The organism is Corallococcus sp. AB011P (assembly GCF_003611605.1).
Lineage (GTDB): Bacteria > Myxococcota > Myxococcia > Myxococcales > Myxococcaceae > Corallococcus > Corallococcus coralloides.
Genome location: NZ_RAVX01000006.1, coordinates 276123 through 291081, shown reverse-complemented (window position 1 = coordinate 291081; position 14959 = coordinate 276123). Strand labels below are relative to the sequence as shown.

Annotated in this window: 12 protein-coding genes and 2 tRNA genes; 4 read left to right on the top strand and 10 right to left on the bottom strand. The window is 70.4% G+C overall.

Features of this window, described 5'->3' with window-relative positions:
* Positions 1 to 5 precede the first annotated feature (5 nt).
* The 5 genes from D7X30_RS19320 to dnaK all read right to left on the bottom strand — a co-directional run bounded on the left by D7X30_RS19320 (position 6) and on the right by dnaK (position 8330).
* The gene (locus tag D7X30_RS19320; protein WP_120564402.1) at positions 6 to 2288 is read right to left on the bottom strand and encodes a vWA domain-containing protein; all 2283 of its coding nucleotides are present in this window, start codon (positions 2286 to 2288) and stop codon (positions 6 to 8) included.
* Between the two features lie 35 nt (positions 2289 to 2323).
* Positions 2324 to 4855 (bottom strand): AAA family ATPase, encoded by a 2532-nt coding sequence (locus D7X30_RS19315; protein ID WP_120564401.1) that lies wholly within the window; start codon positions 4853 to 4855, stop codon positions 2324 to 2326.
* A 51-nt stretch (positions 4856 to 4906) separates the two neighbouring features.
* Positions 4907 to 5314: a thiol-disulfide oxidoreductase DCC family protein gene (locus D7X30_RS19310; protein WP_014395762.1), complete on the bottom strand. Its 408-nt coding sequence runs from the start codon at positions 5312 to 5314 to the stop codon at positions 4907 to 4909.
* Between the two features lie 28 nt (positions 5315 to 5342).
* Positions 5343 to 6200, bottom strand: coding sequence for a hypothetical protein (locus D7X30_RS19305; protein WP_120564400.1), 858 nt, complete (start codon positions 6198 to 6200; stop codon positions 5343 to 5345).
* Between the two features lie 216 nt (positions 6201 to 6416).
* The gene (gene dnaK, locus D7X30_RS19300; RefSeq protein ID WP_120564502.1) at positions 6417 to 8330 is read right to left on the bottom strand and encodes a molecular chaperone DnaK; all 1914 of its coding nucleotides are present in this window, start codon (positions 8328 to 8330) and stop codon (positions 6417 to 6419) included.
* 405 nt (positions 8331 to 8735) lie between these two features.
* Here dnaK and D7X30_RS19295 point away from each other — a divergent pair, with 405 nt between their 5' ends.
* A complete protein-coding gene (locus D7X30_RS19295) occupies positions 8736 to 9824 on the top strand; it encodes a diacylglycerol kinase family protein (protein ID WP_120564399.1) in 1089 nt (362 codons plus the stop codon).
* An 80-nt stretch (positions 9825 to 9904) separates the two neighbouring features.
* On the opposite strand, the gene D7X30_RS19290 is transcribed toward D7X30_RS19295, so the two are convergent.
* From D7X30_RS19290 to greB, 5 genes are all read right to left on the bottom strand, one after another.
* Entirely contained in the window at positions 9905 to 10666 is a 762-nt protein-coding gene (locus D7X30_RS19290) for a cyclopropane-fatty-acyl-phospholipid synthase family protein (protein ID WP_120564398.1), read from the bottom strand.
* 87 nt (positions 10667 to 10753) lie between these two features.
* Positions 10754 to 11071 carry a YbeD family protein gene (locus D7X30_RS19285; RefSeq protein ID WP_120564397.1) on the bottom strand — a complete coding sequence of 106 codons (318 nt, stop codon included), beginning with the start codon at positions 11069 to 11071 and terminating at the stop codon, positions 10754 to 10756.
* Between the two features lie 34 nt (positions 11072 to 11105).
* Positions 11106 to 12425: a PhoH family protein gene (locus D7X30_RS19280; RefSeq protein WP_120564396.1), complete on the bottom strand. Its 1320-nt coding sequence runs from the start codon at positions 12423 to 12425 to the stop codon at positions 11106 to 11108.
* 183 nt (positions 12426 to 12608) lie between these two features.
* Positions 12609 to 13604: a deacetylase gene (locus D7X30_RS19275; protein WP_120564395.1), complete on the bottom strand. Its 996-nt coding sequence runs from the start codon at positions 13602 to 13604 to the stop codon at positions 12609 to 12611.
* Between the two features lie 9 nt (positions 13605 to 13613).
* The gene (gene greB, locus D7X30_RS19270) at positions 13614 to 14150 is read right to left on the bottom strand and encodes a transcription elongation factor GreB (protein ID WP_120564394.1); all 537 of its coding nucleotides are present in this window, start codon (positions 14148 to 14150) and stop codon (positions 13614 to 13616) included.
* Between the two features lie 189 nt (positions 14151 to 14339).
* Between greB and D7X30_RS19265 the strand changes: the two genes are divergently transcribed.
* The 3 genes from D7X30_RS19265 to D7X30_RS42975 all read left to right on the top strand — a co-directional run.
* Positions 14340 to 14412, top strand: a tRNA-Lys gene (locus D7X30_RS19265).
* A 12-nt stretch (positions 14413 to 14424) separates the two neighbouring features.
* A tRNA-Glu gene (locus D7X30_RS19260) sits at positions 14425 to 14497 on the top strand.
* A gap of 224 nt (positions 14498 to 14721) precedes the next feature.
* Positions 14722 to 14959 (top strand): hypothetical protein (locus D7X30_RS42975; RefSeq protein WP_233591658.1); only part of this gene is annotated, 238 nt, incomplete at its 3' end.

The window sequence follows — 14959 nt, the reverse complement described above, 5'->3', positions numbered from 1 at the left end:
GAAGCCTACCCGAACGGGCGGCAGAGCAACCGCACCCGTTCCAACGCCTCGGCCACCGGACGCCCGCCGCCGGACAGCACGGCCAGGTAGCGCGCGGGCGTGAGTCCGTAGACGGACAGCAGGTGCTGCAGGAGCACCACGCTCTCCGTCGCGCGCCGGTCCGCGGAGGCGAGCGACGCGGCCTCGCCCACCGCCTCCAGGATGTCCGTCACCCGCGCCACGAGCTCCGCGCCGGGCGTCTCCGGCACGGTGGAGGCCGCGGGCGTGGATGGAAAGAGCGCGTCGAAGGAGGCCTCCACGGCCACGCCTGCCCCGGGCGCGCGGCCCGCCGCCACCGCCTCCAGCGCGTCCAGGTGCGGGGCCAGGGCCTCCAGGGCCTCCAGCGAGGCCGGCACGTCGCGAGGCAGGAGCGTGCGCCAGGGTGTGTCGAACTCCGTGCGCGCCCAGCGGATCTCCTCGTCGGAGAGCGGGTGGTAGAAGGCGCGGCCTCCGGCGGCGCGCTGCTCCAGCACCAGGGACTTGAGGTCCGGGTTCTCCTCGCCCAGCGAGATGAAGCTCAGCGCGATGTCCAGGGCGCCCATGGGCGCGCGCGTGCGGCGGATGAGGTCCAGGTCCACGCGGTCCTCGCCGTCGGTGATGAGCACCACCGTGGCGCGCGCGAGGTACGGGTCGCGCCCCTGCGCGGCGCGGATGGAGTCGAAGGCGGACAGGAGGGCCAGCGAGATGTCTGTCTGCCCCTCCGCGGGCGAGTCCCGGAAGAGCTTCTCAATCTGCCGGGTCGCCTCCGCGGCGGTGTCCACGCGGGCCAGCTCCGTGGGCACGTCGTTGAAGAAGCTGAAGTAGAGCGGGTCGAAGTTCTCTCCGCGCCGCGCCTTCACGCGCAGGTTGTTCAGCTCCGCGATGATCAGCGCGTCACGGAAGCGCGCTCGCGCGCCGTGCATGGAGCCGGAGGCGTCACAGACGTAGACGCGCACGGCGGTGCGCTTCACCTTGCGCGGCTTGGGGGGCGGCGCGTCGTCCAGGTACGTGCGCACGAGCTGCCGGTGCCCCGCGAGGTCCTGGAGCAGGCGCCGAGGGTCCGTGATGACGAAGTGGTGGACCTCATCCAGGCTGCCCGTCGTGGCGAACGACATCGTCTGCGTCGGATAGGGCACCTGGCGAGGGACGGCCCGCACGGCGGCGGCGTCCTTCTCGACGATCTCCTCCGACAGCGAGTCCTCCACGTCGAAGTAGCGCGCACACCCCGCCGCCAGGTCGAACGTGGCCAGCTGTTCCGGCTTCAGTGAGAACGCCAGGTCCGCGAGCTGCTCGTCCGGCGCGTCCTCCGCCTCGCGTCCGGAGTCCGCCTCGGCATCCGCCTCCCCCAGCCACTGCAGCCGCGCGCCCGCCTCCGCCTCCTCCACCATCCGTGTCAGCCGCTCTTCAGGGGGAAGCAGCGGCGTCAGCGCGCGCCGCGCCGCCGAGGCCAGCTCCGCGTCCCCGGCCTCGATGGCGCGCTCGTAGAGGCCCTGCAGCGAACGGTAGGCGCCCCGGGGATCCTTCTGGGCGGTCTGCCGCACGCCGCGCACCAGCGCCGCCAGGGAACGCGTGGGCGGAACCTCACGCACCCGCTCGCGTGCCTCCGCCACGTCGTTGCGCAGCGCCATGCTCCGCGCGCGGTCCGCGTCCGTGGTGCCCAGGCGCAGCAGCATCTCGTGGGCCAGGTCCAGGTCGCGCCGCTTCTGTACCAGGTCGATGACGTTGTCCCGCGCGCGAGCGGCGAGCAGCTCCGCGATGGCCAGGCGCGCGTTGGCGGGAGGCCGCTCCCGGGTCGTCTCGCTCGGACGCTCGAAGATTTCGAACGGCGCGTCCTCACCGCCCTGAGCCTCCAGCGGACGGCTGAAGAGATCCGCCACCTTCACCGCGCGGGCCAGCCGCACGAAGCCCCGGTCCAGCGCGGTGAGAGCCCCCGAAGGCATCTCCCCGGAGCGGTGCGCCTTCTCCACGAGGCGCAGGCACTCCTCGTACTCCTCCAGGGCCTGGTTCGCGCGCGCCGCGAGCCCCTGCGCGAGCGCCCCCGCCCTGCCCCGCTGGGTGCCCAGCGCGAGCAGCAGCCGGGCATCCGCGGCGGTGTGGACGCCCACGCGATCCAGCTCGCGGTCGAGCGCCACGAGCACCGGCAGGCCCAGGTCCTCTGGCCCCTTCAGCTTGCGGCCGAAGGGCCAGGACCACGCGCCACCACGGGCCGCCGCGGGCTGGCGGAGCGCATCCAGGCGCTGCCGCAGGGGAGTGAGCCGGCGCGCCAGCACGTCTCAGCGCCGCCTTCCGGGCATGGCCTTGGCGCTCACGGCGCGGTCCGCCGCTCCAGCACCTGCCGGCTGAAGCGTCCGAAGTCCTCGTCGATGCCGCGAAGCTGGGCGGACAGCTTGCGCGCGCTCTCTCCCAGTTCGCCCGGGAGCGTCTCCAGCATGCCCAGCGTGGCCTTGAGCCGCACCAGCTCGCCCTCCTTGAGCGTGAGCTGGGGGAAGCGGCTGCGCACCAGCCGCTCGAAGGTGCGCTCCGCGTCGGCGCGGCCGTTGAGCGCTTCCGGGGCGGGCAGCGCGGACAGCAGCTGGGTCAGCCAGCTGCGCAGGTACTTGATGCGCGACTGGAGAAAGGACAGCTCCGCTTCGGCCACGGCCGCGCGGACCGTGTCGGAGAGGAACGCGGACGCGGACGCGGGACGCGCCGCCATCAACTGTCCGTCCAGGCCCACGAGCGCGGTCAGCTCCCCGTCGGGGGCCTGCGCGGACAGCTCTCCCCGGTAGTAGGTGTACGCGTCGCCATTGAGCACGGCGTTGGGGGCCGGAGGCGGGCTGGCCACCTCGCGAGACAGCACGCGGGCGTGCTCGCGGAGGCGGGTCTCCATCAGGTCGCGGCACTCGGCGAGCACCGGCTCCGCCGTCACGCCCTCGCGCCGCAGGTTCTCCGCCACCGCCTGCACCGCGCGGCCGTACTGCTCGATGCGCTCGAACGGGGTCGCGCCCAGCACCTCGCGCGCGTACGCCACGCTCAGCGGCCGGAGCAGCTCCTGCTTCAACCCCGCCTGGGACGCATCCAACGCCGTCAGGGCGTTCTCCAACTGGGTGAGCCGCCGCGAGTCCGCGGACAGCGCGTCCAGCGGATCCTTGCGGCCCCGGGGCGCCTGCGCGGGGAACGCCGCCGACACCCGGCGCCGGAGCGCCGCCACCACCCGGCGGCGCGTGTCCTTGTCCGCGTCGCGCAGCCGCTCGTGGAGGGAGGGCACCGCCTCGCTGAGCATCGCCGCCAGCGAGCCCATCACGCCCAGCTCCTCCTCCAGGTTCTCCGCGAGCCCGACCAGCCACTCCATCTTGACGCTGTCCTCGAACGCGAGCCCCTCCGCGGCGGACGCGCTCATCTCCAGCGCCTGCTCCAGGAACCGCGCGGACGCCTCGCACAGCGCGGGGTAGCCCGGCTTCAGCTCCGGCACCGACCGGCTCAGCTCCAGGACGTCGCGGATGGCGATGAGCAACGCCACGCCGCCGCGCCCCTCCCCCTGCCCCGCCGCCATGCCTCGCGACAGCCGCTGCTCCAGGGCAGCCACCAGCGCACGCGCCGCCACCAGCAGCGGCGCCCGGTTCTGGCCGTGGCGCGGCCCGGGCACCAGCTTGCCCAGCACGCCGCGCGCGGTGGTGGACACCACGCCCGCCTGCCAGTTGCGGCTCAGGCCCTCCGCGGCGTTCACGTCGTCGGCGGCCGCGAGCGTCGTCGCCTCGCGCTCCACGCCGCCGCCCAGCTCCTGGCGCACCTTGCCCAGCACCTCGTCGAAGGTGCGCTGTTCCAGCCGGACGATCTCCAGCTGCGCCCGCTCGCGAGGGTCCACCGCCGCCTTGAGCAGCGCGTCGGCTTCCGCCGCGGGCGGACCGCCCAGGAGGAAGAACCAGCGCAGCGCGTCCAGGTCCTCCACCGTCGCCTCGAGCGGCCGGTCCGGACGGCGGTAGATCTGATCGCGCACCACCGCGGCCTTCAGCGTCCAGAGCGCCTTCACCACCGAGCGCTGGGAGAAGTACTTCGTGGGCACGTAGTCCGGCAGCTTCGACACCTGCGCCACGAGCGCGCGCTCCAGCGCGTCCGTGAGCATCTCCACGCCCTCCAGCACGTGGCCGGGCACCTTCACCTGGGCCACCGCGTCCTGGAGCAGGTCCAACTGCTGGAGCGTCAGCGTGGCGCGCAGGTCCGGCCGCGTCCCGTGCACGAAGCGGTGCAGCATGGCGGCCCGGCTCTCCCGCCGGGCGAAGGCCTTGGGCACGAAGCTGATGAAGCTCAACCGGTCCGCGAACGCCAGCAGCAGCTCCGGCGAGCGCGCCAGCACCTCCGTGAGGTACCGGTTGCTCGTCATCACCACGCACTCGGTGCGGCCGGCCGTCACCTTGCGGCCGTGCTTCAGCTCCCGCTCGTACATCACGTTGAGGATGGAGCGCAGCAGCATGTCCCGGCCGTCGAAGACCTCGTCCAGGAACGCGTGCACCGCGCCCAGCATGCCCTCGTCGGTGAGGTACTCGGTGCGCCCCGTCTCCGTGAGCACCTTGAAGTCCACCGGACCGATGAGGTCCGTCTGCAGCGTGGTCTCCGCGATCTGCTTGGAGAACAGCGACGGCAGGCCGGACACCTCGTCGGTGATGCGCCCCAGGACGGCGCTGGCGACCGCGCTCTTCGCCGTCCCGGGAGGCCCCACCACCAGCACGTGCTCGCGGCAGAGCAGCGCCAGCTCAATCTGCGTGAACAGCGTTTCCCGCTCCAGGTACGTCTCCCGCAGCTCCCCGAAGAAGCGGCGAAAGGACTGGGCGGCCTGCAGGTTGGGAGGAGGCGAAGTCACAAGAGGGCCGGGGGCTGCGGGGAAGGCCGCATGCTACCCGCGCCCCTCCCCCTATTTGAAGTGCACCGCGCAGGCCCCGTCGGGGCAGTTGCGACCCGCGATGCGGAAGCGGTAGCGGGCCACCACCCCATACACCGCGTCCGCCAGCTGCCGCAGTCCGGGGACGTAGTACACGTAGAGCAGCCGCCCCAACGGCCGCCGGCCCAGCGCGCGGACAATGGCCTCCGCTCCCTCCAGGACCCGGCCATCCGCCTGGATGAGCTGCATGGCCTTCTCACAGCGCTCGAAGCTCACCCCCGGGAAGGCGTCCAGGACGCCCTCGTCGCGGAACGAGAGCAGCTGCGTGCCCTGCCCGCCCACCAGCTTGCGCATCTCCCGCGCGGCGCCGCTGCACACGCGGCAGTGGCTGTCGTAGAGCACCACGTCATGTCCCGGCGGTGTCGTCTGGAGCGTCGTCATGCGTCAGCGTCCCCTTGCGCCCAGTATGTCAACGCGGCTTGAGCATCTCATGCAGTTGTCCGTGCACGCTGCGCCAGATGTCGTGCTGCCGTTCAATAGGGTCCATCAGCGCCATGCCCACCGACGTCGCCGGGGAGCTGCCCTGGAAGGCCGAGTACTGTCGGATGCGCGTGCCGCCGCTGCCGTCGTCGTCGAAGACGAACTGGTTGGTGCCGCGCAGCGGGTGTCCGTCCAGGGTGGTGATGTGGACGACGCGCTCCGTCTCGTTGAGCTTCACGGTGATGGGCGCCCACACCGGCGGCGGGCCCTGCTCCTCCAGGAACAGCCGGGCGCCATCCGTCAGCGCGCTCGCCGCCGGCCGCAGTGAAATGCCCGCCGCGCCGAAGAGCAGCTCCGGGTTGCTGACGAAGGCCTCGAAGGCGTCCCTCGCGGACACGCCGGGAATGGTGCTGGTGTAGTCGGTGAGCGCCGTGGGAGCACCGGCGATGGGCGGGCTCGGGTCCAGGTGCCCCAGCTGCTTGCGCGCGTAGGCATCCATCGAGGCCCCCTTGTCCAACGTCACGCTGAACGCGGCGGCCTGGGTCTGCTCCAGGAGCCGCGCCCCCTGCTTCAGCTGCTCCTGGATGGAGCCCGTGGGCTTCGGCGGGAACGCGCCCCCCACGCCGAAGTCGAAGCCGTTGCCCTCCCGCGCCCGGGGCGCCACCTGCGGCGCCCGCGAGGGAGTCGTGGCCGGCGCGCCGGCCCCCCGAAACACCTCCACGGAGTTGGCCGGAGCGGCCGACGTCCGTGACGGCGCCTCCGAGCGCGGGGCCAGGGGAAGCGCTACGCCCTCGGGCGCGGCGAGGTCGGGGAGGACGCCGGACAGCAGGGAGTCGATGCGGGACATGACAGGACACCTTCGGGGTGGACAGCGAGGAACCCACCCGCCCCTTGCAGCGCCTCCGCCACCGGTGCCCGTGTGAATTCGCGGGGTTGCTCCCGGCCCTCATCCCGCGTCCGGCACACCCGTCCACCGCCTCGGAAAAGAAGAAGGCCGGCGCCCCTCGTCGGAGCACCGGCCCTCTGACTTCAGCCCCCGCCGCGGAGCGGGAGGCTCACGGCGTCAAGACTGGCGGAACTCGGCGTCCACCACGTCGTCCTTCGCGGACGGCTGGGCGCTGGAGCCCGGAGCCGCGGAGGGCTCGGCGCCCGGAGGAGGCGTGGCGCCCGGCGCGCCGCCGGTGGCCCGGTACATCTCCTCCGCCGCCTTGTAGCTGGCCTGCTGGAGCTTCTCGAGGGCCGCCTTGATGGCGTCCTTGTCCTGCCCCTCGCGGACGGAGTTCAGCTCCGCGACACCGTCCTCGACGGCCTTCGCCACCTCGGGAGTGAGCTTGTCCTTGTTCTCCTTGATCATCTTCTCCGCGGCGTAGGACTGGCTCTCCGCCTGGTTCTTCACCTCGACCAGTTCGCGGCGCGCCTTGTCCGCGCTCTCGTTGCTGCGCGCGTCGTCGACCATCTTGGTCACTTCGTCCTTCGACAGACCGGACGAGTGGCTGATGGTGACCTTCTGCTCCTTGCCGGTCGCCTTGTCCTTCGCGTTGACGTTGAGGATGCCGTTCGCGTCGATGTCGAACGTCACTTCAATCTGCGGCACGCCGCGCGGCGCCGGGGGCATGCCCGTCAGGTGGAAGCGGCCGAGGCTGCGGTTGTCGCCCGCCATCTCGCGCTCACCCTGCAGCACGTGGATCTCCACCTGCGTCTGGCCGTCCGCCGCCGTGGAGAAGGTCTCCGACTTGCGCGTGGGGATGGTGGTGTTGCGCTCGATGAGCTTCGTCATCACGCCGCCCAGCGTCTCCACACCCAGGGACAGCGGCGTCACGTCCAGCAGGAGGATGTCCTTCACCTCGCCGCCGAGCACACCCGCCTGCACCGCGGCGCCCAGCGCCACGACCTCGTCGGGGTTCACGGAGCGGTTCGGCTCCTTGCCGAACAGCTTCTTCACCGCCTCCTGCACCATGGGGATGCGCGTGGTGCCACCCACCAGGACGATCTCGTTGAGCTCCTTGGGGTCCAGCCCCGCGTCCTTCAGGCACTTGCGACACGGCTCCAGCGAACGCTCCACCAGCGGGCCAATCATCTGCTCGAACTTGGCGCGCGTGAGCTTCACGTTCAGGTGCTTCGGACCCGACGCGTCCGCCGTGAGGAACGGCAGGTTGATCTCCGTCTGCGTCGCGCTGGACAGCTCGATCTTGGCCTTCTCCGCCGCCTCCTTCAGGCGCTGGATGACCATCTTGTCCTTGCTGACGTCGAGCCCGGTGTCCTTCTTGAACTCGCTGATCAGCCAGTTCATGATCTCCAGGTCGATGTTGTCACCGCCCAGGTGCGTGTCGCCGTTGGTCGCGAGCACGTCCACCACGTTCTCGCCCACCTCCAGGATGGACACGTCGAAGGTGCCGCCGCCGAAGTCGTAGACGGCGATCTTCTCATCCTTCTTCTTGTCCATGCCGTACGCGAGCGCCGCCGCGGTCGGCTCGTTCACGATGCGCTTCACCGTCAGACCGGCGATCTCACCGGCATCCTTGGTGGCCTGGCGCTGGGCGTCGTTGAAGTACGCCGGGACGGTGATGACGGCCTCCGTCACCTTCTCACCCAGGTAGTTCTCCGCGGCGCGCTTGAGCTTCAAGAGCACCTGCGCGCTGATCTCCGGCGCGCTGTACTGCTTGCCGGCGATGTCCACGCGCGCGTCGCCGTTGGGGCCCCGGCCCACCTTGTAGGGGACGAGCTTCGCTTCCTCGGTCGTCTCCTCGAAACGGCGGCCCATGAAGCGCTTCACCGAGTAGATGGTCTGCTCCGGGTTGGTGATGGCCTGGCGCTTCGCCACCTGACCGACCAGGCGCTCCCCGTCCTTCGTGAACGCGACCACCGAAGGCGTGGTGGGGGCTCCCTCTTCGTTGACGATGACCTTGGGCTCGCGACCCTCCATGATCGCCACCACGCTGTTCGTGGTGCCCAGGTCGATTCCGATAATCTTGCCCACGGTTCCCATCCTCTGGAAATGACTGCGTTTTTCCTGCGAAATCCCGATGTAAGCCCAACGTAACCACCCCCCCCGGCGTGTCAAACGCGAGGGCGGGTTTCCCCATGGGCCCGGGCACCCAGCGCAAAGGTGATGACGCCCGCTGCGTAGCGCAGTGCGCAGCCCCGGCCGCCCGCGTGTCACCGGAACGCCATCCACGCGCCACGGGTGCGTAACGCGCTCTACACTGCCGTCACCCCGCGGTAGCAACCGAGCGGGCATTTTGGACACCAGCGGACCGTTCAACCCCTCGGAATCACTTCAACCCGTCTGCCTGACACCACGCGTCAGGGGTTGGCGAGAAAAGTGCACAGTCCGAACCGCGTCAGCGCTGTCATACCGCTCCCCGCCCCTTTGGAGTCGTCCATGCTGGTTCAGCCCCTGCGTTCCTCGGACTTCCGCCGCTCGCCCGCGGCGCTGCCGTCCGCCGAACCGAAGGTCGCGGTGCTGCTGAACGCGAACGCCCGCAAGGTGGACGCCCGGGTCGTCAAGCTGCTGTCGCACGTGGTGCCGGAAGAGGACCTGTTCCTATCGCGCTCGCCGCTGGACGCGCGGCGCATCGCGCAGACGGTGCTGGAGCGGGGCTACCCCACCGTCTTCACCGGCGGCGGCGACGGTACCTTCATGGGCTTCGTCAACGAGGTGCTGCAGCAGGTGGGCCCGCGCGGGAAGTTCGCCGGCCAGGCCGCGCCGCGCTTCGGCATCCTCAAGCTGGGCACGGGCAACGGCATCGCTGCGTTCGTCAACGCGTCCAGCACCCGGGGCGACGGCATCCTCAATGACGTGGTGCGCGCCCGCGCGGCGGAGTTCCCCAGCGTGCGCACCATGGACCTGGTGCAGGTGGACGGCCAGCGCGCGCCCTTCGCGGGCCTGGGCGTGGATGGCAAGGTGCTCAACGACTACATCGCCGTGAAGGAGTCGCTGGGCAAGGGCATGTTCAAGCGGGTCATGTCCGGCGGTGGCGGCTACTTCTCCGCGGTGGCCTTCAAGACGGTGCCGCACTACCTCACCAGCTCCGTGCTGGTGGAGTGCGAAGTCGTCAATGGCCCGTCGGAGGCCTACCGCCTGGGCGCGGAGGGACAGACGGTGGGCGGGCCGCTGGCGCCGGGCGCGCTGCTCTTCCGGGGCAAGCTGATGATGGCCGCCGCGGGCACCATGCCCTTCTACGGCTACGGCTTCCGCATGTTCCCCCACGCGAACGACCGCCGGGGCTTCCTGCAGCTGCGCCTGGGCCAGGTGTCGCCCACGCAGGTGCTGGCCAACCTCCCCCGCCTGTGGAATGGCCGCTGGGCTCCGGAAGGCCTGCACGACTTCCACGCCCGCGAGGTCACCATCCGCTTCGCGCGCCCCATGCCCTTCCAGGTCGGCGGCGACGCGGCCGGCTACCGCGAGCAGGTCACGCTGTCCGTGGCGCCCGAGTCCATCGAGCTGCTCGACTTCAACGGCGTGCAGTAGTCCCCTGGCGGTTGAAGGGCCCAGGCACTCCGGGCCCTCCCCCACGCTTCACGAAGAGCCCCTGCCCGAGTCTTGAACCTTCAGCCGCGGTCGCGCGACGCCGGAGGCTTCTCACCCGGCTCCTTGCGCCGGCCCACGGCGAACGCGTAGCTGACACCCGGCCGCTGGTTGTGCTCGCGGTGCAGGGCCAGCTCCTCGCGGAAGGTGGCGCTCTCCGGCGCGGCGCCTTCCGGCAGGTTCGCTTCCATGTCCTTGTAGAGCGCGTCCAGCTCCGTGTCGTGCAGCGACTCCACGGACTCCGGCTCGAAGCCGGCGTTCTCCAGCGCCTGGAGCAGCTCGCGCGGCAGGAGCAGCGGCGCGCCCAGGCGCTTCTCCCAGAAGTCCAGCACGGGCTTGGGCGTGAAGCGGCCCACGCGCGCCGGGAAGGTGAAGCCCACGCGGCCACGCTTGCCCAACAGCGGGCGGAACACGCGCAGCGACACGTCCAGCGGGTACTGCACGCGCCCCGGCACGAGGATGGCGTGGAAGGGGCCGTCCAGCATGCCCAGCGCGTCCGGCGCCACGCGGCGCACCTCGATGCGGTCCGCCAGGCCCTGGGTGCGCACGCGCTCGCGGACGGGGGACACCAGGGTCTCATCCGTGTCCACGGCCACCACGGAGCACTTGAGCTCCTGGGCCAGCAGCACGGCGGCGCCGCCCTCCGGGCCACAGCCGAGCACCAGCACGCGAGAGCCCTGTTCGAGCTGGGCCACCTTGGCGAAGCGGCGCGTGGCGTCGTCGGATCCGAACGCGCGCTGCGCCCCCGGCGGGTGGTACAGCGGGAAGTGCTCGGCGGGACTCATTCCACCCTCATATACGCACCCCGGCCGGACTTCCAGCCGCCGGCGGCCTCCGGGCGCCCTGGGGCATCCGCCCGCGCACCGCCTGCCTCACAGGTAGTAGACGATGCGGGGATCCTGGTGCAGTTCGGCGTAGATGGCCCGGCGCTGCTCCTCGGACAACAGCAGCACGGACACGCTCAGGGACACGAACTTCCCCTTGCGGCTGTGCTGCACGTGGATGGAGTCCGGGGAGACCTCTGAGCCCAGCTTCCGCCGGAAGAGTGAGCGCACGTGCTCCTCGAAGCCGGGCGTCTCCTCGACCGTCGCCTTGCCCATCACCTTGTACTCGTAGACGGAGGGGTACTCGACGAGGGGCTTCTTCTCCTCGCCGGGGGCCTCGGGCTTGTCGGTGCCGTCCTGGGTCATGACACGTCTCTATCAGGCGCGGGCCTTGGGCGCTTCACAGCAGGTTGGCCGCCAACTCGGCCAGCATGCTGCGCTCGCCCTTGGCCATGGTGATGTGGCCGGCGATCTTCTCGTTCTTGAAGCGGTTGACCACGTGCACGAGCCCGTTGTTCGTGGAGTCCACGTACGGGTTGTCGATCTGGAACGGGTCGCCGGTGAGGATGATCTTCGTGTTGTCGCCCACGCGGGTGAGGATCGTCTTCACCTCGTGCGGGGTGAGGTTCTGCGCCTCGTCCACGATGATGAACTGGTTGGGGATGCTGCGCCCGCGGATGTACGTGAGCGGTTCGATCTCCATCAGCCCCAGGTCGATGAGCTCATGGTGGCCGCGCCCGGCCTTCTTGTCCGCGCGGCTCAGGTTCATGAGGAACTCGACGTTGTCGAAGATGGGCTGCATCCAGGGGTTGAGCTTCTCCTCGACGCTGCCGGGCAGGTAGCCGATGTCCCGGCCCAGGGGGAAGATGGGACGGCTGACCAGCAGCTTGTGGTACAGCCCCTCCTCCGTCACCTTCTGCAGGCCCGCGGCGATGGCGAGCAGCGTCTTGCCCGTGCCCGCCTTGCCGACAATCGTCACGAGTTTGATCTCGTCATTGAGCAGCAGGTCCAGGCAGAAGGCCTGCTCCATGTTGCGCGGCCGGATGCCCCAGGTGCCTTCCTTGCTGTTGCGCGCGAGCGGCACCAGCCGCGCCTTGGCGCCATTGAAGCGGGCCATGGCGGTGTGGGACGGGTTGAGCTCGTCCTTGAGCAGCACCAGCTGGTTGGGGAAGAGCCGGTCCTGGGCCGGCACCTCCACTTCACCGCCGGGCTTGTAGAGCTGGTCCACCATCTCCGTGGGGACGAGCAGCTCCGTGAAGCCGGTGTAGAGGTCGGTGATTTCGACGCGCTCGGTGTCGAAGTCCTGGGCGGAGAGGCCCAGGGCGTCGGCGCGGATGCGCAGGTTGGTGTCCTTGGTGATGAAGACGGCCTGGGTCTCCGGCTCGGTCTCCATCATGTCCAGGGCCACCGCGAGGATGCGGTTGTCCACCAGGTTGCTGTCCGCCATGGAGGACGGCAGGGAACGGTCGGTGAAGGCCACGCGGAGCATCCCGCCGTGCGGCAGCGGGACGCCCTCCTTCAAGGAGCCCTCGGCGCGGAAGGAATCCAGGTAGCGCGCCACCAGTCGCGCGTTGCGCCCCAGCTCGGAGAGATCGCGCTTGAACTGATCGATCTCCTCGATGACGTAGATGGGGATGATGACGTTGTTGTCCTTGAACCCGTAGATGCTGCGGGGGTCATGGAGGAGGACGTTCGTGTCGAGGATGAAGTTCTTTCGCATCGAGGGCTTCGCGACCTGACCTGGTTCGGGTGCGATTGCTGACGGCGAGCGACGACCGTGGAGGACCGACGCCTTCCAATATAGGCACCGAACGAGGGGCCACCAGCCGCATTCCCGTCCGCAAGCGCGAAGGTCCGTCCGAAACAGCACGGCGGTTCCGGAACAGGGCGCTACAGCGGGCCCTCAGGAGGTCGCGGCCGTGCGCAGCGCGGCGGGCGCGGGCTCGCCGGCGTCCTGGAACGCAGAGGCGGGCGCCAGCGGATCATACCCCAGGACCTCCACCACCCTCTCGGGCGGGGGGCCGGGGGGCATGCGGGCCCAGGGGAAACGCGCCTGCAGCGACTCTTCGTCCAGCGACAGCACCTGCTTCGCGTGAAAGCGCCAGGCCTTGTGCCAACCGTTCGTGTCGAGCCGCCGGGCCACCCGCCGCGACAGGGGGCTGATCATCGGCGAGGGCGTGAAGAGGGCCGCCTGGCCCTGCGCGTCCCGCATGCAGCCCAGCTCCACCGCCCACGCCAGGAGCCAGCGGGGCCAGCCGCGGCCCGCTCGGCGAAGGGCGCTGAAGTGCCCCTGCGCGGCGCCGTCCCCGAAGGTGAAGCGTGGCTCGTAGACGCACGCGGCGGCGAAGGTCGCGGGCATCAGCGCCACGCCTTCCGCGCCGATGCGGCGGGCCATGAGGTGCAGAAGCTCCATCAGGTCGCGCGACAGGGAGAGTCCGGGATGGAGCTGTCCCGGGAGCGGCGGCCGGTTCCAGTCAAAGGGGCGCCCCGGGTGCTGCAGGAGGAGGCTGTCCACGTAGAGCAGCGGCGCCTCCGCGGCCGAGCGGGTGAAGCCGACCTCCGCGCCCAGGGCCTGGCGCAGGGACAGGTCCACGACGGGCGCGTGGTAGCGGCGGCTCAGGACGGTGATGCGCGGCTGGAACGGATCCTGGCAGGACAGGCGCAGCTCGACGGGGCCCACCCGCTCCTCCAGGCGCTGCGCGAAGCCGTAGGCCCGGAGGGCGTGCTCCAGGCCCTCCTGGCTGTAGGTGCCGAACGCCAGGCCCACGCGGTCGCCGCCGGACTCCAGGCCCAGGTCCTCCAGGGACAGGGACTCCTCCGCGGACGCGGCCAGGTCCGCGCTGCTCAGGCGCGAATAGGTGCGGCGAGCATGGGAGCTGAGCTCTGGCGTCCGGGGCATGGGGGCGTCCTAGTCGTAGCGGATGTCCACCAGGGTGAGTTCAATCTCACCCCGTGGGCGCCGCACCTCCACGGTGTCGCCCAGGGTCTTGCGCAGGAGCGCGCGGCCCATGGGTGATTCGACGCTGATGCGGCCTCCGGAGGCGTCGATCTCGTCCGAACCGACAATCTGGTACGTGCTGCGGATTCCGGCCTCGTCCTCCAGGGTCACGGTGGCGCCGAAGTAGACTTTCGAGCGATCCCCCTGTTCCGAGGGGATGACGATGGTGGCGGTGTCCAGGCGCTTCGAGAGGAAGCGGATGCGCCGGTCGATCTCCCTGAGGCGCTTCTTGCCGTAGATGTATTCGGCGTTTTCTGAACGGTCGCCCTGGGCCGCCGCGGCGGAGACCTCGGCGGTGACCTTGGGGCGGGCCTCGTTGAGGAGTTGGAGCAGCTCGCGGTGCATGCGCTCGGCGCCCGTGCGGGTGAGGTAGCGGCGGAACGGGGCCTGCTCCCCTGCCTCTTCGTCCTCGGGGGTGTCGGGCGGTTCGAGAGCGTCCTGGGACATGCCCCGTGTATAGCGCCGGACGCTGACGGGTGGAGGGCGCCGGGCCGGCGGATGTTCACCGCGGGTCGGGACGGGGCGTGTCAGGAAGGGGCGCCTGCGATCGCCAGTGGAACTCCCCGGGCGCTGCTGGTAGGAAGCGCCTCGCGGGGCCGCTGGCGTATCCGCAGCCGGTGCAAAAAAAAGAATAGCGAGTCGCTAGCTCAGCTGGTAGAGCACCGGCCTTTTAAGCCGAGGGTCGGGGGTTCGAGCCCCCCGCGACTCAAGCAGTGACGACGTCCCCGTCGTCTAGAGGCCCAGGACGCTGGCCTTTCAAGCCGGTAACACGGGTTCGAATCCCGTCGGGGACACTGAAGGACCGAGGCCGGAAGCCGCTGAGACCCAGCGGTTTCCGGCCTCGGTCTTTTCAGGCTCCTTCGCGTCTCAGACGAGCCCCTCGTGACGCATCGAGGGCCTGGGCCGCGGCGGCTACCCCGTGGACTTCTGGACCGGGACAAGGTTTGGACGCGGGGGCGTGAGAGGGGGAGGCCGTGTCTCGGTATTCGCCAGCCGCTCGAGAGGGCGGAGGAGCGACATGACGCCATGGCCCAAACACGGGCAAGGCCACGGAGGGCTGGAGAACCGCCTCCAGCCCCGCGTGCAGGTGCAGGATCCGGTAGAACTGGCGATGGACGTGTGCGTCGACCGACGTGCGCTCCATCAGCCGCAGGATGTACCAGTGCAGCAAGCCCAGCCCGAAGGGCCGCTTCCCGACGGCCTGCGGATACAGCAGGTCCATGCCCGTGCCCAACAGCCACGGGAGCCGGATGACT

Excerpts from the sequence above, each read along its gene's own strand:
- D7X30_RS19310 (WP_014395762.1), bottom strand. The coding sequence starts at position 5,314 with ATGACGACGCTCCAGACGACACCGCCGGGACATGACGTGGTGCTCTAC.
- D7X30_RS19285 (WP_120564397.1), bottom strand. The coding sequence starts at position 11,071 with ATGACCCAGGACGGCACCGACAAGCCCGAGGCCCCCGGCGAGGAGAAG.
- D7X30_RS19295 (WP_120564399.1), top strand. The coding sequence starts at position 8,736 with ATGCTGGTTCAGCCCCTGCGTTCCTCGGACTTCCGCCGCTCGCCCGCG.
- greB (WP_120564394.1), bottom strand. The coding sequence starts at position 14,150 with ATGTCCCAGGACGCTCTCGAACCGCCCGACACCCCCGAGGACGAAGAG.
- D7X30_RS19275 (WP_120564395.1), bottom strand. The coding sequence starts at position 13,604 with ATGCCCCGGACGCCAGAGCTCAGCTCCCATGCTCGCCGCACCTATTCG.
- D7X30_RS19290 (WP_120564398.1), bottom strand. The coding sequence starts at position 10,666 with ATGAGTCCCGCCGAGCACTTCCCGCTGTACCACCCGCCGGGGGCGCAG.
- D7X30_RS19305 (WP_120564400.1), bottom strand. The coding sequence starts at position 6,200 with ATGTCCCGCATCGACTCCCTGCTGTCCGGCGTCCTCCCCGACCTCGCC.
- D7X30_RS19280 (WP_120564396.1), bottom strand. The coding sequence starts at position 12,425 with ATGCGAAAGAACTTCATCCTCGACACGAACGTCCTCCTCCATGACCCC.